Annotated in this window: 20 protein-coding genes and 2 tRNA genes; 7 read left to right on the top strand and 15 right to left on the bottom strand. The window is 36.6% G+C overall.

Annotation, left to right across the window (positions count from 1 at the left end; genetic code table 11):
- The first annotated feature begins 16 nt into the window (after positions 1-16).
- Entirely contained in the window at positions 17-2,974 is a 2,958-nt protein-coding gene (gene secDF / locus AACP56_RS10735) for a protein translocase subunit SecDF (RefSeq protein ID WP_339338027.1), read from the top strand.
- Between the two features lie 72 nt (positions 2,975-3,046).
- On the opposite strand, the gene AACP56_RS10730 is transcribed toward secDF, so the two are convergent.
- The 9 genes from AACP56_RS10730 to folE all read right to left on the bottom strand — a co-directional run bounded on the left by AACP56_RS10730 (position 3,047) and on the right by folE (position 10,013).
- On the bottom strand, positions 3,047-3,817 hold the full coding sequence (locus AACP56_RS10730; RefSeq protein WP_339338029.1) for a HEAT repeat domain-containing protein: 771 nt from the start codon (positions 3,815-3,817) through the stop codon (positions 3,047-3,049).
- Position 3,818: 1 nt separating this feature from the next.
- The gene (locus tag AACP56_RS10725; RefSeq protein WP_339338031.1) at positions 3,819-4,142 is read right to left on the bottom strand and encodes a hypothetical protein; all 324 of its coding nucleotides are present in this window, start codon (positions 4,140-4,142) and stop codon (positions 3,819-3,821) included.
- Positions 4,143-4,189: 47 nt separating this feature from the next.
- Positions 4,190-5,281 carry an ABC transporter ATP-binding protein gene (locus AACP56_RS10720; RefSeq protein ID WP_339339941.1) on the bottom strand — a complete coding sequence of 364 codons (1,092 nt, stop codon included), beginning with the start codon at positions 5,279-5,281 and terminating at the stop codon, positions 4,190-4,192.
- A gap of 194 nt (positions 5,282-5,475) precedes the next feature.
- Positions 5,476-5,997: a GNAT family N-acetyltransferase gene (locus AACP56_RS10715; RefSeq protein ID WP_339338035.1), complete on the bottom strand. Its 522-nt coding sequence runs from the start codon at positions 5,995-5,997 to the stop codon at positions 5,476-5,478.
- Positions 5,998-6,001: 4 nt separating this feature from the next.
- Positions 6,002-6,487: a DUF192 domain-containing protein gene (locus AACP56_RS10710; RefSeq protein WP_339338037.1), complete on the bottom strand. Its 486-nt coding sequence runs from the start codon at positions 6,485-6,487 to the stop codon at positions 6,002-6,004.
- A 71-nt stretch (positions 6,488-6,558) separates the two neighbouring features.
- Positions 6,559-7,521: a prolipoprotein diacylglyceryl transferase gene (gene lgt / locus AACP56_RS10705; RefSeq protein ID WP_339338039.1), complete on the bottom strand. Its 963-nt coding sequence runs from the start codon at positions 7,519-7,521 to the stop codon at positions 6,559-6,561.
- A 107-nt stretch (positions 7,522-7,628) separates the two neighbouring features.
- Positions 7,629-7,850, bottom strand: coding sequence for a membrane protein insertion efficiency factor YidD (gene yidD, locus AACP56_RS10700; RefSeq protein WP_339338041.1), 222 nt, complete (start codon positions 7,848-7,850; stop codon positions 7,629-7,631).
- A gap of 1 nt (position 7,851) precedes the next feature.
- Entirely contained in the window at positions 7,852-9,333 is a 1,482-nt protein-coding gene (gene cysS / locus AACP56_RS10695; protein WP_339338043.1) for a cysteine--tRNA ligase, read from the bottom strand.
- Positions 9,333-10,013 carry a GTP cyclohydrolase I FolE gene (gene folE / locus AACP56_RS10690; protein WP_339338046.1) on the bottom strand — a complete coding sequence of 227 codons (681 nt, stop codon included), beginning with the start codon at positions 10,011-10,013 and terminating at the stop codon, positions 9,333-9,335. Before folE ends, cysS begins: the two co-directional genes overlap by 1 nt.
- 134 nt (positions 10,014-10,147) lie before the next feature.
- Here folE and AACP56_RS10685 point away from each other — a divergent pair, with 134 nt between their 5' ends.
- Both AACP56_RS10685 and AACP56_RS10680 read left to right on the top strand, forming a co-directional pair.
- A complete protein-coding gene (locus AACP56_RS10685; protein ID WP_339338048.1) occupies positions 10,148-11,947 on the top strand; it encodes a T9SS type B sorting domain-containing protein in 1,800 nt (599 codons plus the stop codon).
- A 111-nt stretch (positions 11,948-12,058) separates the two neighbouring features.
- Positions 12,059-13,504, top strand: a complete 1,446-nt coding sequence (locus AACP56_RS10680; protein WP_339338050.1) for a T9SS type B sorting domain-containing protein — start codon at positions 12,059-12,061, stop codon at positions 13,502-13,504.
- A 54-nt stretch (positions 13,505-13,558) separates the two neighbouring features.
- Here the strand turns inward: AACP56_RS10680 and AACP56_RS10675 are convergent, their stop codons facing one another.
- Together AACP56_RS10675 and AACP56_RS10670 are read right to left on the bottom strand one after the other, a co-directional pair.
- The gene (locus AACP56_RS10675) at positions 13,559-15,067 is read right to left on the bottom strand and encodes an OmpP1/FadL family transporter (RefSeq protein ID WP_339338052.1); all 1,509 of its coding nucleotides are present in this window, start codon (positions 15,065-15,067) and stop codon (positions 13,559-13,561) included.
- Between the two features lie 35 nt (positions 15,068-15,102).
- Positions 15,103-16,425, bottom strand: coding sequence for a hypothetical protein (locus tag AACP56_RS10670; protein WP_339338054.1), 1,323 nt, complete (start codon positions 16,423-16,425; stop codon positions 15,103-15,105).
- Positions 16,426-16,522: 97 nt separating this feature from the next.
- On the opposite strand from AACP56_RS10670, the gene proS reads away from it, so the two are divergent.
- The 4 genes from proS (at position 16,523) to rpsT (ending at position 18,651) form a co-directional block, all read left to right on the top strand.
- The gene (gene proS, locus AACP56_RS10665) at positions 16,523-17,998 is read left to right on the top strand and encodes a proline--tRNA ligase (protein ID WP_339338056.1); all 1,476 of its coding nucleotides are present in this window, start codon (positions 16,523-16,525) and stop codon (positions 17,996-17,998) included.
- A gap of 117 nt (positions 17,999-18,115) precedes the next feature.
- Positions 18,116-18,187, top strand: a tRNA-Glu gene (locus tag AACP56_RS10660).
- Between the two features lie 60 nt (positions 18,188-18,247).
- Positions 18,248-18,319: transfer RNA gene (locus AACP56_RS10655), tRNA-Glu, on the top strand.
- Positions 18,320-18,399: 80 nt separating this feature from the next.
- Positions 18,400-18,651 carry a 30S ribosomal protein S20 gene (gene rpsT / locus AACP56_RS10650; RefSeq protein WP_339339939.1) on the top strand — a complete coding sequence of 84 codons (252 nt, stop codon included), beginning with the start codon at positions 18,400-18,402 and terminating at the stop codon, positions 18,649-18,651.
- A gap of 50 nt (positions 18,652-18,701) precedes the next feature.
- Here rpsT and AACP56_RS10645 read toward each other — a convergent pair whose 3' ends face one another.
- From AACP56_RS10645 to rho, 4 genes are all read right to left on the bottom strand, one after another.
- Entirely contained in the window at positions 18,702-19,379 is a 678-nt protein-coding gene (locus AACP56_RS10645) for a hypothetical protein (RefSeq protein WP_339338060.1), read from the bottom strand.
- Positions 19,380-19,388: 9 nt separating this feature from the next.
- Positions 19,389-20,072 carry a hypothetical protein gene (locus AACP56_RS10640; protein ID WP_339338062.1) on the bottom strand — a complete coding sequence of 228 codons (684 nt, stop codon included), beginning with the start codon at positions 20,070-20,072 and terminating at the stop codon, positions 19,389-19,391.
- Positions 20,073-20,077: 5 nt separating this feature from the next.
- Positions 20,078-20,731 (bottom strand): hypothetical protein, encoded by a 654-nt coding sequence (locus AACP56_RS10635; protein WP_339338064.1) that lies wholly within the window; start codon positions 20,729-20,731, stop codon positions 20,078-20,080.
- Between the two features lie 133 nt (positions 20,732-20,864).
- Positions 20,865-22,436, bottom strand: coding sequence for a transcription termination factor Rho (gene rho / locus AACP56_RS10630; protein ID WP_339338066.1), 1,572 nt, complete (start codon positions 22,434-22,436; stop codon positions 20,865-20,867).
- Positions 22,437-22,504 lie beyond the last annotated feature (68 nt).

The raw sequence follows: 22,504 nt of genomic DNA, 5'->3' as shown, positions 1-22,504 counted from the left end.
AAAAATTACGTAATCAATGCAGAATAAAGGACTTATAAAGCTTTTCGCATTCCTTTTTGGTTTGGTGAGCATCTATCAATTATCATACACTTTTATCACGAGCAAGATTGAGGGTGATGCCGAGACTTATGCGGTAAATAAAATTTCAGAAACAGAAGACGATTATGTTGCTAAGCGTGAAGCTGCAGAAGCATCTTACTTGGACTCTATTGGTCCTAATCCAGTTCTTGGATATACCAATTATGATGACGCTAAAAAGAGGGAATTAAACAAAGGTCTTGACCTTAAAGGTGGTATCAACGTTACACTACAAATTTCTGTAAAAGATATTTTAAAAGGATTGGCAAACAATACCAAGAACCCAATTTTTAATAAAGCTATCGCAGATGCAGATGAAGCTTCTAAAAATAGTGATGATACTTATTTAGAGTTGTTTTTTGATGCTTTCGACAACATTAAAGGAGATACTAAACTGGCGTCACCAGATATTTTTGCAAATAAGGGCTTAAGTGATGTCATTAATTTTCAGATGTCCGATGATGAGGTAAAACCGGTTATCCGTCAAAAAATAGATGAGTCAATTGTTTCTGCTTTTGAAGTATTGCGTGAACGTATTGATGGTTTTGGTGTTACACAACCTAATATCCAACGTGAGGGAAATTCGGGTCGTATTTTGGTAGAATTACCTGGTGCAAGAGATATCGCACGTGCACAAGAGCTATTGTCTAGTACTGCACAATTGGAGTTCTGGGAAACCTATCCTCAGAACAACCAGAGCTTGGGCCAGTTTTTTGTTAATGCTAACGAGCGTCTTAAAGATATTCTAGAGCCAGAAGAAAAGGAGGAAGAGGTAGAAAATCCCGAAAGTGAAATAGACTCTTTACTTTCTGATGTTGCACAAGATTCTTTGGATTTAACTCCACTGGCCAATCCTTTGATTGGTAAGCTGCTACCTGGAACAAATAATGCAATAGCACGGGTACTAGTGTCGGATACTGCTGAAGTTGGATCATATTTGAGAATGACACAGATTAGAAGGCTGCTTCCAGCTGATGTACAATTCACAAAGTTTGCATGGGAAAGACCAGCAGCCGAATCAGAATTGGTTGGTTTATATGCACTACAGTCAAACAGAGAAAGTGCTCCAAGAATTAGCGGAGATGTGGTTTCAGATGCACAAGACACCTTTGACCAGTTTAACAAACCTGCGGTTAGCATGACCATGAATACTCGTGGTGCTAAAGAATGGGAGCGGTTAACGGGTGATGCATTTAATAACCAAACAGGTATTGCCATTGTTTTGGACAATAAAGTATATACTGCACCTGGTGTCTCTACAGGGCCTATTTCTGGTGGACGTTCTGAGATCACTGGTACTTTTACGGTAAACGAAACAAAAGATATTGCAAATGTTCTAAGAGCAGGTAAATTACCAGCTTCCGCTGAAATTATTCAGTCAGAAGTTGTGGGTCCATCCTTAGGACAAGAGGCTATTGATAGTGGTTTTATGTCATTTATGATAGCCATGGCCTTTGTATTGCTTTGGATGATTTTCTATTATGGTAAAGCGGGTATTTTTGCAGATATCGCATTGATTTTCAACATCGTGTTGATTTTTGGTGTTTTAACCAGTTTGGGAGCTGTACTAACATTACCTGGTATAGCAGGTATTGTGTTGACGATAGGTATGTCTGTTGATGCTAACGTACTTATTTTTGAGCGTATCAAAGAAGAATTGGATAGAGGTAAAGGAAAAGCTCAAGCAGTTGCGGATGGATTTAGCAATGCACTGTCGTCTATTTTAGATGCAAACATTACTACGGGCTTAACAGCAATTATCCTCTTTATATTTGGTTCTGGACCAATCAAAGGTTTCGCTACCACTTTATTAATTGGTATTGTAACTTCATTATTTACAGCAATCTTTATAACAAGACTATTAGTTGATTGGTACATTTCTAAAAAAGGAAGAGACCTCCAGTTTTCTACAGGTATTACTAAAAACCTGTTCAAGAATATGACTATCAATTTCTTGGGGAAAAGAAAGATTGCTTATGTTATTTCCTTTATCCTAGTTGGTGTTGGTGCATTTTCACTGTTCACAAAAGGTCTACAGCAGGGAGTTGATTTTGTAGGTGGACGTTCGTATCAAATTCGTTTTGAGCAAGCTGTGAATCCATCAGAAATCGCATCAGAATTAAATGATGTTTTTGGTAGTGGTACTAATGTGAAGACTTTTGGAGATGCCAATCAAATTAAGGTAACTACTCCATATAAGGTTGATGTGGAGGGTATTGAAGTTGATGCCGAGATTCAGAATAAATTATATACCTCATTACAAAATTATTTGCCAGATGGCACTACGTTTGAGGACTTTACTGTTGGCGCTTCAGAAAAATCAATAGGAATTTTGCAATCGGTAAAAGTAGGTCCTACAATCGCTGATGATATTAAAAAGAATGCACTTCTGGCTATTATCGGTTCATTGGCAGTTGTTTTCTTGTACATCTTATTGCGATTTAGAAAATGGCAATTCTCTTTAGGTGCTGTAGTTGCGGTATTCCACGATGTTATGATTGTATTGGGTATTTTCTCCATAACAAGTGCAATCATGCCATTTAACATGGAAATTGACCAAGCATTTATTGCGGCAATCCTTACGGTTATAGGGTATTCCCTAAATGATACTGTGGTTGTATTTGACCGTATTAGAGAGATAGTAAACCTAAAAGGTTGGAAAAGTGGAAACAATGTAAATGAAGCTTTGAACAGTACTTTAAGTAGAACCTTAAATACTTCGTTAACCACATTGATTGTACTTTTAGCAATCTTTGTCTTTGGTGGCGAATCTTTAAGAGGATTTATGTTCGCAATGATCGTGGGAGTAATGGTAGGTACGTACTCCTCGGTATTTATTGCGACACCAATTATGTTCGACGCACTTAAAAAAAGAATTTCTTCTGGTAAAGAATAATTATATCTCGATAGCTATCGGGAGGCTAACTCAAATGAGAAAACCATCTGCAATTGCAGATGGTTTTTTGTTTTACCGATTGTTGTTCATGTAATTTTTGGAAATGTATTTAACAGCTTGTTCTTGAGTTAGAATGGCAAAGTCTCTGTAGCGATGATGTACATCTACAATTTCATCCAAAGCTTTTTCAACCAATTCTTTATTCTTCCACGTGTTTAATTCGGTCACTACAGTTTCAAGGCAGCCTTTCTTATATGCGATTTGTCCCAATACGTGAATAAGTGTATTCTTTACCCTAGCAGTTTGATCATGTTGTAATTCTTTTAGGAGTGGCAGAATATCTTCTGGGTGGGTACGCCCTCTGAGCTCTATCCCGTGACAAATCTCACGTCTAATTTCCTTATCTTCATGATGCAAATATTGTTTTGCCCATGCCAAAACTGGTTTAGGGTTTTTCTCCCCCATCTTTTTTATAGAACCGATAACCGCATTTCTTACCGAATGGTGCTCATCAAACAATCCTTTATCAAAAAAATGGGTTACAGCTTCAAAATCAGTCTTTCCTATTTCTCCAGCAGCATTAACGGTAGTCTGTCTTACTTTTTCTTTTTCCGAGGTAAAAAGTTTATTGAGTAAAGAAATAATGGATTTTACAGCTATTTTTTTGCTTTTATACACCTTTCCAACCGCTAAATACCCTGCTTTTCTAATGTAGGTGTCTTCATTTGAGAAATAGTTCAGCGTATGTTCAAGTTTGTTGTTGAAGAAATCTTCAAGTATTCTAGCATCTATTTTAGCTACCAGTGCTATCCTTTCCTCTTTTGATAAATCATAAAATCCCATTTTATTTAGGCGGTAAGGATATTACATGCTCATGCCCTTTTTTTAAATAATAGGCCATTGCATCAATGTCGGTCAACAAGTCTTCAGGGATTAATACGTATTCTCTCATTGTAGCACCATATGATTTAAAAGGTTCTGCCCCATATTTTGAGTCAAAATCTAAAGTGTCTTCTTTTGAAAGGCGAATACCAATTTCTCCATCCTTATTCAGTTGGGAAAACATATAACCATTAGCAGAGGTATATAGCATGTTTTTTCCTTTGAGTTCTATACCTGCCTTTTTTACCACAGCACTATAAATTTTTAGATGTTCTTCTATTTTCATAAAGATTAATTTGTCTGGTCATACAGTAATTTCTTTATCTTCTAAAATTAATGGATTTTACTGATAGCTCCATTTTTAGTAGGAATCAACTCAAAAATTGAACTTGGTTCTAAACCTTTTTCCTCTCTATGAGAAACAAAGATGATTGCAGTTTTACTTTCTTTAGCGATTTTATTGACCAATGAAACAAAAAGGCTGGCATTGTAATCGTCTAAACCACTTGTAGGTTCATCTAGTAGTAATAATGGAGGATGTTTGATCATAGCACGAGCAGTCATCAACAACCTTTTTTCTGCAGTAGCTAATTGATGAAAATAGGAATCACTCTTGGCTTCCATATTTAATAATCTGAGCCATTTTACCGCTAACATTTTTTCATTTTCAGTAGGCTGGACATACAAACCAATTGAGTCATGCAAACCAGAAATCAACATATTTTCTAGGCTATGGTATCCTCTAAACTTATCAGTCAGCGCAGGAGTAAAATACCCTATATGTTTTTTAATGTCCCAAACACTTTCTCCACTTCCTTTTTTATTGCCAAACAAATACAAATCTTGTCCGTACCCTTTTTGGTTATCTCCAGTAATCATAGAAAGCAATGTGGTTTTTCCACTCCCGTTAGGTCCTTTTAGTTGCCAAAATTCACCTGAATTTATAGTCCAGTTAATATTGGTGATTATTGGTTTATTATTGAAAGCTACAGATACATCATTAAACTTTACTAATTGTTTTATTGAAGATTTAATTGGTTTTAAAGGATGTGGAATAGCGTATTGTGAAAAATTTGTTTTACTAAGTGTGTTACTTTCTAAGAAGTCTTTTTGGCTATTAAACCAAATTAATTTATCAACTTCTAATTTAGCATATTTTGAATTCAACGATAAAATATCTTCTTTGCGACCAATAATTTGGATTAATATTTTGCTTTTTGAAATTCCTAATAGCTTTTGCTTAAGATTACTTTGATGGGAGCGGTCCAGGTTATCATAAGGATTAACTAGAATAAGATAATCAGGGGAATTTCGTAAAAGATATTCAAGTAATGCTTTTTTTCGCTCTCCACTACTCATGGAAAGCAATGATTGTTCTGTTTGTGCCGTAATTATTTTTAAACCATGTTTTTCCTCTTCATCCAAAAAGTGGGCTAATTGGGCGCTTGAGAATACGAGTCCTTTTTTACCTCTCAACTGCTCAAAGCTTGATGTGTATGAATTGTTTAGTAAGTCTTCTACAAAACCATCTGTTTTTGATTTACTATCAATTAAAATAGTATAGTGAGTAATATTCATTTGTAATTGAGTGCTGAATTATTGAGGAAAGTAGTAAATATTCAATTGAAAACTCTAAAAATATGAACAGGGTTTTCTTTGTATTCAGTGGTTTTGTCCAATTTCATTCCATTCTTTAAGGCTACTTTTTGTGAAGGAACATTGTCAATATGAATTATAGAAATTAAGGATGGAGAAAAATTATGCCCAAAGGCAAAGTTTTTGCATTTACGTGCGGCTTCATACGCGAATCCATTTCTCCAATATTCTGGTAGAACGGAATAGCCTATTTCTAACTCTTCAATACCATCTACTGTTTGTACTAATAATCCACAGAAACCAACTAGCTTGTTGGTTTCTTTTAGAATAAGTGCATTCATTCCACCTAATCCTTTTTCGTAGCGTTCGAAAATTTTATCAAATTGTTCCTTACAGGCGTCTTCTGGATTTTTGGGCAATCCATCCCAATATTGTGTGGATTTTGGATTTTTATAAAAGGGCAGCCATAAGTCAAAATCTTTTGGGACTATGCTTCGAAAGTGGAGTCGTTCACTTTGTTGATTTTCAAGTAAGTATTTTGTCATGAATTTATCTCGTGAAAGAAATACTATCACCTACTTCTAAAAGCCATTTTTCAGCTAGACCAGCATTAACTTCAAGAACATATTTTGCTGGAACCTGAGAAGAAAGGCTGGTTTCGTCAAAAGGTTTAGCATTTTCCTGAAAACTTACGACCTTAAAATTCTCATCAATGAATATCAGATCTAAAGAAATTTGGGTATTCTTCATGTAAAAATTCTGAACTTTGAATTCATCTTGTATAAACAGCATTCCCTGCTTTTCCTCCATGGAATCCCGATACATTAATCCAGTTTCAGTTTCATAATCAGATTCTGCTATTTCAATATCAAGATTAACGAGAAGCGAATCTTTTTTGAAAATTGATAGTTCACCCTCTTTAGTGAAGTCAATAGTTTCTGTTTTAATTTCTGTCTTTTTCTTCCCTTTACAGGAAGCAAAAATCACAAAAAAGACTACCAAAGAAATTTTAAAATAGTTCAAAAAATGATTCATTTTACTACTTACTACTTACTACTTACTACTTACTACTTACTACTTACTACTTACTACTTACTACTCATTACTTACTGCTTACTGCTTACAGGTCTGAACATAAAATACAAGCCAATTAAAATCATAGGTATACTAAGCCATTGACCAGTTGTAAATGTGCCCCAAGTATCTTCGAATCCACCTTGACTTTTCTTAAAATATTCAACCACAAAACGCGCAGACCAAAGGCCAAGCATAAATAAACCAAATAAAAACCCTGGTTTTTGACCTTTGTTGGTCTTCCAATACATAAAGTACATGATTCCAAATAAAATCAAATACAGGAATGCTTCATATAATTGCGCTGGATGGCGGTATGGAATTGCTTCTAAAATGGATGCATATTCCGGATTTGTCTCTATAGCCTTGTATGCTGCACTTGCTGTTTTTTCATTGGTAAGCCCCATGGCCTTGTATGCTGGCATGTCATCAGAATCTCTAATAAATCGGGTTGCAAGTGCAAAAGAGCCATCTACTACTTTACCATTGATTTCAGAGTTAAAGAAATTACCCAATCTTACAAAAGCAGTACCAATAGAGCTTACTACGGCTACTCTATCCAATAACCACATAAAACCCATGTCTTTGAACTTTCTTGATAGTAGATATAGGGCGATAAATGCTCCAATCGTAGCTCCATGGCTAGCCAAACCTGTAAACCCTGTAAACTCCCAGCCGTTTATTATTCCAAACAAAGAACCATCTACACTTTCTCTTATGGGCAATAGTATCTCTGCTAGATGATCCTTATAATAATCCCAGTCGTAGAAAATCACATGCCCTAATCGTGCTCCGAGCATTATGGAAACTACACAATAGACAAATAAGGAATCTAATTTTTCTAGGGATTTATTTTCATTTTTGAAAATCTGCTTCATCAGGTACCACCCCACTACAAATGCCAAAATCCACAATAGGTTGTAATACTTAATTTGAACAAACCCTATTTTGAAAAGAATATCATCTGGATTCCAGTTAAAACCTAAAAAATACATGCTTTATAGTTTTTGGGCTAAGATAAATAAATAGAAGTAAGCCCTTTGTTTTTAACCATTAGATTTTGGATAAATTGAGTGTTGATTTCTAGAGAAGGATTTTATTATTAGGGAACTGGGTCGTAACCGCTACCTCCCCAGGGATTACAACTGAAAATACGTTTTATGGCCAGCCAGCCACCTTTAAAGAGTCCATGTTTCTTTAAAGCTTCCAAAGTGTATGAAGAGCAAGTGGGGGAGTAGCGACAGGTGGCAGGGGTGTAAGGAGAAATTAATAATTGATATGCTCTTACTAGAAAGACAAAAGGTGCTATAAGAATCTTTTTCAAACTAGTTTAAGCTAAAGGTTGTTCCGTCTTTTCCATCTTTAAGTTGAATACCTAAGGAAATTAGTTCATCCCTTATTTGGTCCGACGTTGCAAAGTCTTTATTCGCGCGAGCCTTATTTCGGAGTTCAATAAGTAAATGAACCACTCCCGATAAGGTATCTGATTTTGTTTCGCTAGAATTTGGAGACTCTAAACCTAATACATCAAATATGAAACTATCCATGGTTGTTTGCAATAGCTCTTTTTCCTCTTTGGAAATAGTGGCTTTTCCTTCTTTGATAAGATTGATCTGTTTTACACCATCAAATAAATGGGCGATGAGGATAGGAGTATTAAAGTCGTCATTCATGGCATCATAGCATTTTTGTTGCCATGCTTTGAAGTCAAAATCACCTGTACTCCCTGTTTCAAGATTTTCAAGAACCTTTTGAGCTTCCATTAAGCGATTGTATCCTTTCTCTGAAGCCAAAAGCGCATCATTGCTCAAATCCAGTATGCTTGTGTAATGTGCTTGGAGCATAAAGAAACGAACTACGGAAGGGGCAAATGCCTTGCTAAGAATTTTGTTGTCTCCATTAAAGATTTCATTTGGGTAAATATTGTTGTCCGTGGATTTGGACATTTTCTTACCATTTAACGTCAGCATATTAGCGTGTAGCCAATAATTTACAGGGGTATGTCCATTACTTGCTTCCGCTTGGGCAATCTCACATTCATGATGAGGAAATTTTAGGTCCATTCCTCCACCATGGATATCAAAATTCTCTCCAAGGTATTTAGTGCTCATCGCGGTACATTCTAAATGCCAACCTGGGAAGCCATCTCCCCAAGGGGAAGGCCAACGCATAATATGTTGCTCTTCTGCCTTTTTCCAAAGTGCAAAATCCTGAGGGTTTTTCTTGTCGCTTTGCGCAGCAAGTTCACGGGTGTTCGCGATCATGTCTTCCAACTTGCGACCACTTAGCTTTCCGTAATCATTGGTTTCATTAAATTTTACCACATCAAAATAAACAGAGCCATTAACTTCATATGCCAAGCCTTTTGCAATGATTTCTTTGATGATTTCTATTTGCTCTATAATATGACCAGTAGCCGTTGGTTCTATACTAGGCGAAAGAAAATTGAATTTTTGTAGCGTTTCATGAAAATCAACAGTATATCGCTGTACAACTTCCATAGGCTCTATTTGCTCCAGCTTAGCTTTTTTTGCAATCTTATCTTCACCTTCTTCAGCATCATTCTCTAAGTGGCCTGCATCTGTAATGTTGCGCACATAGCGTACTTTAAGACCAAGATGCTTAAAATAGCGGAAAATCATGTCAAAAGACATAAAGGTGCGGCAATTACCTAAATGGACGTTGCTATATACCGTTGGTCCACAAACATACATACCAACATAGCCCTCTTTTATAGGCTTAAACTCTTCTTTTTTTCCTGAAAGTGAATTGTATACTTTTAAAACTTGATTCTTAAATGATTGCATTAAAATTCAGTATCAAGGTTGATATAATCCAAAAACTCTCTTCGCAAAGCTTCTTTTTTAAACTTTCCACCGTATTCTGCTGTAACTGTACTACTTTCAATGTCACGAATACCGCGTGAATTAACACATAAATGCTTAGCATCGATTACGCAGGCTACGTCATCAGTGCCTAAAACGTTTTGAAGCTCTTTGACGATTTGAATATTCAAACGTTCTTGTACTTGGGGACGTTTTGCAAAGTAATCAACGATACGGTTCATCTTAGAAAGCCCAACAACAGTACCGTTAGAAATGTAAGCGACATGTGCCTTTCCAACAATTGGTAAGAGGTGGTGTTCACAAGTAGAATATAGCGTAATGTTTTTTTCGACCAACATTTCGCCATACTTGTATTTATTGTCAAATGTTGAAGAATTTGGCTTTTTGCTTGGGTTTAAACCACCAAAAATTTCTTTCACATACATTTTGGCAACCCTATTGGGTGTACCACTTAGGCTGTCATCATTTAAATCCAAGCCCAGGGTGTGCATGATTTCAGTAATATTCTCTTTTATGCGCTCAATTTTTTCTTCATCACTAAGTTCAAAAGCATTTTCGCGCATCGGGGTTTCTGCAGAAGAACCTATATGGTCATTTCCTACCTTTTCATAGTTTTCTTCCAATACCTGGTTTATTTTCATTATACACCTAATAAAGATTGCAAAGATATACATTAATGCAGGATTTTACATCGCCATCACTGGCTTTGACAACATAAATTCTTGTTAAGGGGACACTGTTTTTAGCTTTGTAAGACCCAAACTAGCAAGCACTTATGCAAAAGCAGAAATTGCTATTATATTTTTTATTGTGTTTTGGCAGCCTTTTGAACGCTCAAGTTTCAAATGATTGCGGAAACGCGGTGCCTATTTGTGCCAATACTCCAATTAATGGCGGTGCCACTGGTTATGGGATTGATGATTTTAATGGTGCCAATAGTAGTGGTTGTTTAGAAGCCACAACTACTGGGTTTATCGAGTCAAACTCGTCATGGTATCGTTTTAGAACGAATGAATCAGGTCAATTAGGGTTTAATATTGGTCATGATTCTTCTGAAGATTGGGATTTTGCACTTTATCTTGCCTATGATTGTACAAGTTTGGGTGACCCGATTAGATGTAATTTTTTCGATAATCGAGATGAAAATCAATACATAGGGGTTGGGATGGATCCATCCGGTGATACAAATTTGCAGTATGAAGATTGGATTGATGTTGATGCTGGTCAGGACTATTACCTATTCCTAAATAATTTTACAAGTTCAAATTCTGGTTTTTCTATTCAATTTACAGGTGATATTTTTGTTGCCAATCCAAATAATGCATTGGATTGTTCTATTATAAGCAACCTGTTAGGTTCGCCAATAGTCGCCTGTGAGAACGAAACTGTTACTTTGGATGCAACCTCACCAAATGCTGTCAGTTACAGTTGGTACAGGGATATCGGTAGTGGATATCAACAAATATCAGGTCAAACCAACGCTACTTTAACTATTAATATTGGAGCCCTGTATCGTGTTGAAGTGGTAACTACAACAGAAACTATTATAAGCGATGTACAAGTAGCTTTTTCTTTAGTCCCGATAACCGAGCCTGTTTCTGATGATGTGTTCTGTCATGGTACGGATGTACCTTATGATTTGAATCAAAAGGATGTAGAGGCTTTGGGTACACAAGACCCTGACCTTTTTACAGTAAGTTATCACAACACATTGACCGATGCGCAGATGGGTATTAATGAACTTCCAAAACTATATCCAAAAAATGCTGGGATAGAAACGATTTATATAAGGACAAGTTCTTTGGAAAATCCAAATTGCTACGATGCCACCCAAAGTTTTGAATTGACTGGAATAGCAGTTCCAATTCTTGGCATGGACCAACAAGTATATCTATGTGCTGATGGTTCTACGGCTACAATTGGTCAAGCTACATCAAACCCCAACTATGAGTATTCATGGAATACTGGTGAAACCACCCCTTTTATTACTGTTTCAGAACCTGGAGTTTATGTATTGACCGCTACTACCTCTGAGGGTAGTGTTTTTTGTGTTCGTACCAGGACGATTGATGTGATAACGTCCATTTCGCCTCAGATCAGTGCCGTAGAAATCGATGGATTTAGTTTTAGTAACACGGTTCGTATTATTACTGAGGTAGATGGTGAATTTGAGTATCGTTTGGATAATGGTGAATTTCAACCAGAACCAGTATTTGAAGGAGTATTGCCAGGCAATCATACAGTCTATATGCGAGATGTGAATGGGTGCGGTGTGGTGACTGAAGAAATAGCTGTAGTTGGCTATTTTGCCTACTTTTCCCCAAATGGAGACGGTATTAATGATGATTGGCATATTGAAGGATTAGAACATTTAAATGAACCTGTTGTGTCAATTTTTAATAGATATGGGAAACTAATCAAACAGTTAGATCAAAATAATTTAAGTTGGGACGGTACTTTTTCTGGTAAGCAAATGCCAGAATCTGATTACTGGTTTAGATTAAGTTATGTAGATGACACCGGCACTAGATTAGAAGATAAATTCTTGCAGAAGAATTTTGCACTTCACAGATAATGATAATGCATTTTATCGATTAACTGCATTTTTTTGCGGTTCAAACATACTAAATGTTCCATTTTGGGAGTTATGTAACAAATTAGAGCATAACAATAGCCCCACACTACTATGCGAACACTACTTAGTGCTACCTGCTTTTTGTTCCTTTTTTGTATAGGATTAAACGCCCAAACGGCTAATTCTGGCGACTGTCGTACTGCAATACCAGTTTGTGCAGATGGAATGCCGATAATGCCTTTTGTTGATGGGAGTGGTGATATCCGTGATTTTGATACCGATGATAGTTTGCTGCCTTCAGGTTGTTTAGAAAAAGGTAGTGTAGCTTCAGCTGATATTGAAAACAATACTTCATGGTACGTTTTTAGGGCAGGCACTGATGGGCAATTAGGGTTTGATATCGAAGCTTTATCGACTACCGCAGAATGGGATTTTGCATTATACGGACCTTTTGATGAGACTGATGATCAAAATTACTGTACCTTAATTGGCGATCGCGGTATTGAAGGTGAACCTATTAGATGTAATTACGAAGTAAATAATACTGGTTTCACTGGAATAGGGGTGAACCCAGCCAACGGACAAGTTGGAGCACCATTTGTGGTTGGTAGCCAAAATACTTATGATGAATGGATAGATGTACTTCAAGGAGAACTTTATTATTTGTTCATTAATAACTATAACACTAATTTTAACGGTGACCCAGAACCATTCTCGTTAACGTTCACAGGCTCTTCCGTTGATGCAGACCAAGATACTGCCTTGGATTGTACACTACGTGATGAATTTTTAGGACGAGACATAATCGCTTGTGAAGGTGACCCAGATATTGTTCTTAGTGCTCGAAATTCTCCTGCAGGACCTAACGTCACAAATATTACTTGGTCCTTAGATACGGATGATGATGGCACTATTGATAATTCAAATTTATTGAGTGGCCCCACAGAATTTGAATATACTGTTACAAGTCCAAACTCGGGGAGATACTTTGTAACTATTGAGACCCCTTTTGGTGATGTTACGGATAATATTTTAATTACATTTTTTCCTCCTCCAGAATTGGATGAAGTAATCATAGTTGAAGATTTAAGGGATAACCCGGACATAGACACTTATGATGTAGAAATTGTGACCTTAACAAATGGGGACTATGAATATGCCATAAACGGTGGTGATTTTCAAGATGACCCTATATTTACTGATGTTCCTCCAGGATTGAATACAGTAATCATTAATGATAAAAATGGCTGTGGAATGGCGGAAGAAGAGTTTTTGGTAGTTGGATATCCTAAATTTTTTACACCAAATGGAGATGGACTCCATGACCTTTGGCAAGTTTTGGGAGTTGACCAATTAACAAACCCCAACATATTCATCTTTGATCGTTACGGAAAATTTTTGAAGCAGATTGATGGTACTTCATTAGGCTGGGACGGCACTTTTAATGGAAGACAACTGCCTTCCTCCGATTACTGGTTTAAGTTAGAGTATGATAGGGATGATCAAGGAGTTGTTGTCGCCAGTACTACTAGAAAACACTTTACATTATTGCGATAAAAAAAGGCCATCAAAAATGATAGCCCTTAATCTTAAGAAAATAGGTTTCTTTTTTTAAAACTTCATAGTATATCCTAAACTGATATTGGTATTTATTCGATTCACTAGTGTTGAATTAGAAGCTCCAGAATCAAAGAATAATTCGTCTGTGTCTTGTTCGGTCCAGCTAAACGCTAAATCCAGTCTGTTTGCGCCAAAACTATATCCAATTCCTCCGGAATAACTCGTTAGATCACCTATAATGGTTGAATCTTCATAAGGGCCATTCTCGAAACGATAACCAGCTCTTAGGCTAACTTGGTCTATACGATACTCTCCACCAATTCTATAGCTATTTACAACTCCTAATTGGTCAGAGATAAATTGATTTTCATCTGCAAAAGCAGCGTCGGATGTGGGTCTTAATTCAGCATTGGACATATCTTGGTATCCATAGTCAAAACTTAATAAGCCATCTTTTCCAAATACTATTGCAGCACTACCTGTAATTTTTGATGGAGTTTTAATTCTATACTCTGGAAAAAGATTTATAACATTAAAATCTATAAGTCCTAAATTTGGGTTTCCAACAGGGGAATCTGTTCTTATTCGTTGAGAGATGTCATCTGTTAAGGTATACCAAGTAGGGGATTGGTAACTTCCACCAACTCTTATATTTTCATTCAATTTAGCAATACCACCAAGACTAAAGGAGAATCCATTTCCTTCAGTATGTAAGAAATTATCAAATGTGGTGAATTGAATGTCTGAGGTATTGTTATAACCGGTTTCATCAAATCTCGTTAGTCTGTCATAAAAAACGGTATGGAAATTCAAAGAAGCCCCTATGTAAAGATTTTCTTGATATTGCCCAGCTAGGTTAAGTGTAAACTTGCTATTGTAACCGCTAGTAATTTGCGAGTACTCTTGATTTAGGCTAGCATATTCAGCGTTCGAAAAATAGTCAGTATTTTCATCAATATCTTCATTAGGCTCAATTAAGCCAGATTGAAAACCTAAAAATGCCTGTTGCCCTCCAAATCCTATAGCAGAACCAATATCCAAATAGGCGTCATCTATGCGCTCACCTGTCTGTACACGTAATGGGCCAAGAGCTTGGCCATCTGCAAAATTTAAAAAGTATTGATCTATTCCTTGGGAGGAACTGCCTGATGCAAAAAATTCATTGTCAAAATTATTGGCAAGGTCATAGTTAACGGCTAAAGTGATTTTTTTCCATGGATTATCATCAGAAGCATTGAATACAAACACTCCACCAACTTGATTAAACTCTAAGGAATTAATTTCTGTATTTTGTATGCTATTTCCATATGCAGCATCATTACTTCTATTGTAGTTTGTTCCAGTAAGCGTAAATTCACTAAAGTTAAATACCGCTGATCCAGCTGGATTAATGTTTAATGAGGACAAGTCTCCCCCAAGTGCACCAAAAGCACCCCCCATTGCCTGGAATCTTGCTGTTCCTTGTGGACTGTCACTGCTATAGCGAATAACATCGTTTATATTTTGTGCATTTGCAAAAGTGCATAATGTTCCTATGCCAAAAATTAATAGCTTTTTCATTATTCAAATATTTGTTTGATAAAACCTAGTTGCGATTAGTTTCTTCTACCACTACTTCTGCCTCCTCCAGACCTACTACCGGAAGAGCGGCTGGAACCACCTGAACTCCTAACGCTTCCGCTGCTGCGAGAAGAACTCCCGGAACTTCTAAAACTTCCGCTACTTCTAGAGGAACGGCTAGAACTTCCAGAACTTCTAAAACCAGAACTTCTAGATGGTCTACTTCCCGAACTTCTATAGCCAGAGCTTCTTGAACTACTCCGTGAAGAATTTCTATATCCACTACTACGCGGAGCTGTTCTTCCTGATGATTGGTATCTTTGGGTACTTCTTCCAGTAGCGGAACTACGATATCCACTACTTCTTGGTGTTGTGCTTCTATATGTTTGGTTAGACCGTGTAATTCCGCTATATCTAGGTACGGAGCGTGTACTTCTGCTACTTCTAAAGTTTCTGTTTCTAGCTATTGCATCTGAGCTCACAGATCTTCTAGCAGAAATGTTACTTCTAGAACTTCTAGATGTTGCTGATGAACTTCTGCCTACATTAGAGCGACCAGAATTTGAACGTATTCTTGCTGAAGAACCAGTCCTAGCTCCAAGATTTGACCGTCCTCTAAAGGAATTACTCGCTACACGATTATTGTTATAACCTCTTCTACTATTATTAAAGCCAAAATTGTTATTGAAGTGTCTATTTCCATAGCCATTCCAACCCCAGTTGTTCCAGCCAAAACCGCCACCCCAGGCAAGGCCACCGCCCCAGCCCCAGTTATTCCAACCCCAGTTGTTCCAGCCCCAGCCGAAGCCACCGCCCCAGCCCCATCTGTTCCAACGGTTCCATCTCCAAGGATTGTTCCATCCCCATCCAAATCCACCGTTCCATAACCAAGGATCGTTCCATCCCCAACCGAAGCCTCCGCCCCAGCCCCAGTTGTTCCAACCGTTATCATAGACATTTATATTTACACTTGTAGGATTATCACCCCATCCTGGATTGCCTTCGTAAGTATTATTATAAGCAAAATAATCTGTTTGCTCACCAACTTGTAAAGTATCATTTACTTGTCCGCTCGTATAGCTGTCAACATCTGTGAAAACCTCACTATCAAGAATTTCACCATACTCTTGAGCTTTTTGCCCAAAGTAATCTCCATACATGTTATCTTCTGACTCCTGAGTCTTAACTGCTTCTGCAGACCTCTTTTCTACACTGACTGTACGGTTATTATTCCCATAGATCCCATCATTTTCATAATAAGATGCTTGTTGGTAAGAACCACATGATGCTAGAAAGAGGATGCCTAACAACGATGTCAGGGCTATTTGAAATTTTTGGCGGGGTAAAGTGTTATCCATCTTTTAAATTTTATTGTTGAACATAGTAAAAATAGTTAGTTTTACCGCTCTATTTTTCTGTTAACTGAATCACAAGTTTTGTGCCAAACTATAATTAATGGGTAAAAAATTAACAACCAGAGCGGAAGATTATTCCAAATGGTACAACGAACTTGTTGTAAAAGCTGACCTTGCTGAAAACTCTGGTGTACGCGGATGTATGGTTATTAAGCCTTACGGCTTTGCGATATGGGAAAAGATGCAGGCCCAATTGGATAAGATGTTTAAAGAAACTGGCCATGAGAATGCCTATTTTCCACTTTTTATTCCTAAATCATACCTAAGCAAAGAGGCAAACCATGTTGAGGGATTTGCTAAGGAATGTGCTGTAGTTACACATTATAGGCTTAAAAATGCTGAAGATGGAAGCGGAATTGTTGTGGATGAGGATGCTAAGTTGGAAGAGGAACTAATAGTTAGACCTACGTCTGAAACCATTATTTGGGATACGTATCGCAGATGGGTACAATCTTATCGTGATTTACCACTACTGATAAATCAGTGGGCTAATGTGGTGCGTTGGGAGATGCGTACGCGATTGTTTTTGAGAACAGCTGAATTTCTATGGCAAGAAGGTCATACAGCCCATGCGACCGAGAAAGAGGCGATGGAAGAGGCTGAGCAAATGATGCATGTATATGCAGAATTTGCCGAAGATTACATGGCGGTACCCGTTATAAAAGGAACAAAAACAGAGAGTGAGCGATTTGCTGGAGCGGAAGAAACTTTCTGTATTGAGGCCTTAATGCAAGATGGTAAGGCTTTACAGGCTGGGACATCACACTTTTTAGGACAGAATTTTGCCAAGGCTTTTGATGTAAAATTTGCTAACAAAGAAGGGAAACAGGATTATGTATGGGCGACTTCGTGGGGAGTTTCAACCCGATTAATGGGAGCTTTGATTATGACCCATAGTGATGATAATGGATTGGTGCTACCACCTAAATTAGCTCCAATTCAGGTGGTTATAGTACCGATTTACAAAGGACAAGAACAACTGGATGTTATTTCTAAAGAGGTAAACCCACTTGTTGAAGAACTTCGTTCAAAAGGAATTACGGTAAAATACGACGATAGGGATACCCATAAACCAGGCTTTAAGTTCAACGAATATGAGCTTAAAGGAGTTCCTGTTCGTTTGGCTATTGGACAACGCGATTTAGAGAATGGAACCTATGAGGTGGCAAGACGTGATACTTTACAAAAAGAATCGGTCAATGCAGATGAAATTATTGATAAGATAATTGCTTTGATGGATGATATACAAGAAAATATTCACAGTAAAGCTTTAGAACATAGGACCAATCATATAACTAAGGTTGAATCCTATGAAGAGTTCAAACAGGTCTTGGAAGAAAAAGGAGGGTTTGTATCTGCTCATTGGGATGGTACTGTAGAGACAGAAGATAAAATAAAAGAAGAAACAAAAGCAACTATTCGCTGTATTCCAATTGATGTAGAAAAGGAAGCTGGAGAGTGCATGGTAACAGGAAAACCTTCTTCTTATCGTGTCTTGTTTGCCAAAGCTTATTAAAAAAAATAATTAGCTCTTGCAATAGTTAAAAATAGTTGTATTTTTGCACCCGCCTTAGGAATAAATTTATTTATTCTAACTGGCATGCAGCAATGCAACCCACGTTCTAATTGTAATGGCCCGTTCGTCTAGGGGTTAGGACGCCAGGTTTTCATCCTGGTAACAGGGGTTCGATTCCCCTACGGGCTACTATTTAATGAAAAATTGAAAGTTGAAAATTTACCATAGGTTGGATATTTTTAATTTAATGGCCCGTTCGTCTAGGGGTTAGGACGCCAGGTTTTCATCCTGGTAACAGGGGTTCGATTCCCCTACGGGCTACTATTTAGTGAAAAGTTTAATAAAAAAGGAGTTGAAAAGTGTTGCTTTTCAATGTTTATTTACCATTTTAAATTAAAATAATGGCAAACCATAAGTCAGCATTAAAGAGAATTAGAAGAAACGAAGCAGTACGCTTACGTAACAGGTATCAGCACAAAACTGTGCGTAATGCTATTAAGAAGTTACGTAGTGAAGAGGATAAGAAGGCTGCAGAGACTTTATTGCCTTCTGTTGTAAGTATGATTGATAAATTGGCAAAACGCAATATCATTCATTCAAACAAAGTGGCTAACTTAAAGAGTAAATTGATGACTAAAGTTGCAGCAATGTAATATTTGCCTTAACAGTATATTTAGAGCCTCAACAGTAATGTTGGGGCTTTTTATTTAAAATGACTCCTTTTTCCCAGTATCAAACCAATAGAAAAGAGTATGTACATGATAACAATAAATACTTGTAAAACTTTTCTAAAATGGTATTTAATCCAGATTTCGGGCATTTCAAAACCGACAAAATAGAGGTGTGGGAAAGCTAAGTAAAAAGTAAAGAAACCAATACTCACCCAAAACATGAGATTGTTTTTCTGCACAAATGGATGGCCTTCTTTTCTTTTCTCTTTAAAATATAGTATGATTGTCAATAACAGAGAATATGAGGCAATAATATCTGCAAAGTACAGCCCAGTATGCATTGGATCCTGGAGAAATGCACTTATTATAAAGGAAAGGAGCGTACATACAGCAGCAAACAAGATTGTTCTTTTATATTTTTTGGAAGAAACCAGTTTCCAATAGACCCAAAAAAAGAATAGGAAAGTGACAAAGGAGTAGAGGTTATAAATAATAACATTATGCCATGAGTATTCTTTTTCTGTAAAAAAGCTAAAATCTTCGTAAGTGGTAATGAAGTAACCTAAAATTTCTGTAAAAAAAGTATAGGCAATGAATATGGGAAAAAAACGCATTACCGTATCAAAGTACTTCTTATAAGTAAACATGGAGATTACCCATGTGATAAAGTAAACGGGAATAAAAAAACTACTTAACAGAAAATCAGTCAAATTATTTATTTAATGAAATACCTTTCTTTTACTTACAATAAATCCTATGCTAAATAAACTATACATTAAAACTATGAGAATTTTCAAAACATTTCTAAGTTCTAATTTTTGCCATAGTTCATAGTTTTTGAAACCGATTAAATAAATTGTAGGAAAGAACAAATAGAAGATACCAAGACCTATTGACACCCAGAACATCAAATTATATTTTTGCAATGACCACTTTAAGCTTTGTTTGGCACCAATTAAGTAGAAAACTACCAAGACAAATAAAAACAATGATCCCAATGCGATTGAATAATATAAACTCTGCAAGAATGGGTTTTGATAGAAACAACTTATTATAAAAGATAATAATATTATAATAGAGCCATATAAAATCCACCTTTTGTTTGTTTTGAATAACTTCCAATATACATGATAGAAAAAACCAAAGAAAATTAAGGAGTATATATTATAAATTATATCGTTGGCATTTAAATATTCTTTTTCTGGAAAAAAAGCAAAGCCGTCGGTATATCTAATGAAATACCCTAAGAGCTCATTGAAAAATGTGTAGGCAATGATTAATGGAAAATATTTTAATTCAGTATCAAAATATTTTCGATAATAAAAAATTGCAATAACCAAAGTTATCGCGTAAACTAAAACAAAATAATTTTGTCCTAAAAAATCAATAAGCTCTTGAGACATAGAGTTTAGAAATCACCAGTTGGTGGAGGGCCACCATTACCATAATTTAAAATAAAACTTTCATCTTCATCTTGGTAAAGTAATGTATTTAAAGATGGTAAAAAACTTGCCTCTGATTTTTGTTCCAACCCTTGTCCGTTATCATCTCCATTTTCTGGCCAATAATTTCTAATAAGTTTAGCATTGCCATCCCCATCAATATAAAAACCACCGTGCTCACCATTTATAGAAGCTGTAGGTAATACAAAAACGGTGTTTCTATTGGGATCTCTACCCTCTTTACCATAATTACCCAGATAAATACGTAGGCTATCAGGTTTTACTTTGGCTTTTCTAGCCTTTTTCTCTACATATTTTATGTACTTTTTTATGGTCTTTAAATCAAAGTCAATAAACTGTGTTGGGATAAATTCTTTTTCGGGATTTTGTTCCATTTCAAACTTTAGAATAGCTCTAGAGCGCCTAGTCTCATAGTTTTCACATAATTCTTTTGCCTCTTCTAGTGTGATGATTCCATCTGGGGCTTTGGTTATATCATTTTCCTCACGCTCTTCATGTTCTGGTTTGTCCCTGTCTTCTTTTGGTTTTTCAACACAGGAAGTAATTACAAAGAATAAGGAGGCAGAAAAGGCCAAAGCACATTTTTGAAGTGTTATCATAGGTGATAGGGTTAAATGTTTATAATTATATGGGGAACCTAACCTTAAAGATACTATTTTCCATAAATAAGCTCACAAAAAAGCCCAACTGATTTAGCTGGGCTTTTGGCTTTTGAAGTTGGTTTTTAAAACCTTATTGGTTCATAGTCATTAAGAACTCTTCATTATTCTTTGTTTGCTTAAAGCGTTGCTCTATAAATTCCATTGCTTCAACAGGATTCATATCTGCTAGATATTTACGCATTATCCACATACGCTGTATTGTAGATTCGTCCAATAATAAATCATCTCTACGCGTACTGGAAGAAGTAAGGTCAATGGCAGGGAATATTCTTCTATTGGCAATTTTACGATCCAATTGCAATTCCATGTTACCAGTTCCTTTAAACTCCTCAAAAATTACTTCGTCCATTTTGGAGCCGGTTTCCGTAAGTGCAGTTGCAATTATAGATAAAGAACCACCGCCTTCAATATTACGTGCAGCACCAAAGAAGCGTTTGGGCTTGTGCAATGCATTTGCATCTACACCACCACTCAATACTTTACCTGAAGCTGGTTGTACTGTATTATATGCCCTCGCCAAACGCGTTATGGAATCTAAAAGGATAACTACATCATGCCCACATTCCACTAGGCGTTTTGCTTTTTCTAAAACAATATTGGCTACTCGAACATGTTCTGTTGCTTCTTTGTCAAAGGTTGATGCAACTACTTCACCACGAACGTTACGTTGCATGTCCGTAACCTCTTCCGGGCGTTCATCGATTAATAAGATAATTTGATAAACTTCTGGATGATTGGCAGCAATTCCGTTGGCAATATCCTTCAACAACATAGTTTTACCTGTTTTTGGCTGGGAAACTATCATACCACGTTGTCCTTTACCAATCGGTGAGAACAAATCGATGATTCGTGTGGAAATAGAAGCTTGGCGTTCTGCCAATTTAAACCGCTCATCTGGGAACAGTGGAGTTAAATGTTCAAAAGAAACACGGTCGCGAACTATTTTAGGATCAATTCCATTGATTTTGTTCACTTTAATCAGAGGAAAGTATTTTTCCCCCTCTTTTGGTGGCCTAACATTTCCTAGAACAGTATCTCCGGTTTTTAGCCCAAAAAGACGAATCTGGGATTGAGACACATAAATATCATCAGGTGATGATAAATAATTATAGTCAGATGATCTTAGAAAACCGTAACCGTCTTGCATAATATCAAGAACACCTTCGCTCTCAATAATACTGTCAAATTCAAACTCAGGTTCTTTATAGCGGTTTTTTAAGTCTTTATCAAAATTGCTACTCTTCTTGTCGTGCTGTGAACGTTGATTTTGGTTAGACCTTCGATTTTGATTTTTGTGATTCTGGTTTGGCTTGTGCTCTCTTTTTTGATTTGGAGCATTTTTTTGTGGCTCCCTTTTGTCCTCGGTAGGATTGCTTTTATCCGTGGCAGGCGCTTTGGAATCAGCTTTTACCTCTGGCTTTCTAGTTTGTCTTGGCCTAGGTTTTGGCTTTGGTTTTTCTTCTTGAGCGTTTTCTGCAGGTTTTGTTTCTGCCACAGCTTTAGGGTTTGATGCTTGTACATCTAAAATTTGATAGACCAAATCCAACTTTTTGGTAGTCTTGAATTTGGGAATATTTAAACCTTTTGCTATTTCTTGTAGCTCAGGTAGCTTTTTTGCTTTTAGATCTGAAATCTCGAACATTAAATGATTGATAAGTTAAACTTGTATCTAATTTTGAAGTAAAATGTTATTGGTATTACGGTTAGGAA

It is taken from the genome of Croceitalea sp. MTPC6, from assembly GCF_036985525.1.
Lineage (GTDB): Bacteria > Bacteroidota > Bacteroidia > Flavobacteriales > Flavobacteriaceae > Croceitalea.
The sequence above is the reverse complement of the archived record's forward strand: the minus strand, read 5'-3'. Positions and strand labels throughout refer to the sequence as shown.

Coding starts and splice junctions, on each gene's coding strand:
- proS (WP_339338056.1), top strand. CDS start 16,523: ATGGGTAAAAAATTAACAACCAGAGCGGAAGATTATTCCAAATGGTAC.
- secDF (WP_339338027.1), top strand. CDS start 17: ATGCAGAATAAAGGACTTATAAAGCTTTTCGCATTCCTTTTTGGTTTG.
- AACP56_RS10670 (WP_339338054.1), bottom strand. CDS start 16,425: ATGGATAACACTTTACCCCGCCAAAAATTTCAAATAGCCCTGACATCG.
- AACP56_RS10640 (WP_339338062.1), bottom strand. CDS start 20,072: ATGTCTCAAGAGCTTATTGATTTTTTAGGACAAAATTATTTTGTTTTA.
- rpsT (WP_339339939.1), top strand. CDS start 18,400: ATGGCAAACCATAAGTCAGCATTAAAGAGAATTAGAAGAAACGAAGCA.
- AACP56_RS10710 (WP_339338037.1), bottom strand. CDS start 6,487: ATGAATCATTTTTTGAACTATTTTAAAATTTCTTTGGTAGTCTTTTTT.
- AACP56_RS10680 (WP_339338050.1), top strand. CDS start 12,059: ATGCGAACACTACTTAGTGCTACCTGCTTTTTGTTCCTTTTTTGTATA.
- AACP56_RS10635 (WP_339338064.1), bottom strand. CDS start 20,731: ATGATAACACTTCAAAAATGTGCTTTGGCCTTTTCTGCCTCCTTATTC.
- AACP56_RS10685 (WP_339338048.1), top strand. CDS start 10,148: ATGCAAAAGCAGAAATTGCTATTATATTTTTTATTGTGTTTTGGCAGC.
- folE (WP_339338046.1), bottom strand. CDS start 10,013: ATGAAAATAAACCAGGTATTGGAAGAAAACTATGAAAAGGTAGGAAAT.
- cysS (WP_339338043.1), bottom strand. CDS start 9,333: ATGCAATCATTTAAGAATCAAGTTTTAAAAGTATACAATTCACTTTCA.
- AACP56_RS10730 (WP_339338029.1), bottom strand. CDS start 3,817: ATGGGATTTTATGATTTATCAAAAGAGGAAAGGATAGCACTGGTAGCT.
- AACP56_RS10725 (WP_339338031.1), bottom strand. CDS start 4,142: ATGAAAATAGAAGAACATCTAAAAATTTATAGTGCTGTGGTAAAAAAG.
- rho (WP_339338066.1), bottom strand. CDS start 22,436: ATGTTCGAGATTTCAGATCTAAAAGCAAAAAAGCTACCTGAGCTACAA.
- AACP56_RS10675 (WP_339338052.1), bottom strand. CDS start 15,067: ATGAAAAAGCTATTAATTTTTGGCATAGGAACATTATGCACTTTTGCA.
- lgt (WP_339338039.1), bottom strand. CDS start 7,521: ATGTATTTTTTAGGTTTTAACTGGAATCCAGATGATATTCTTTTCAAA.
- AACP56_RS10715 (WP_339338035.1), bottom strand. CDS start 5,997: ATGACAAAATACTTACTTGAAAATCAACAAAGTGAACGACTCCACTTT.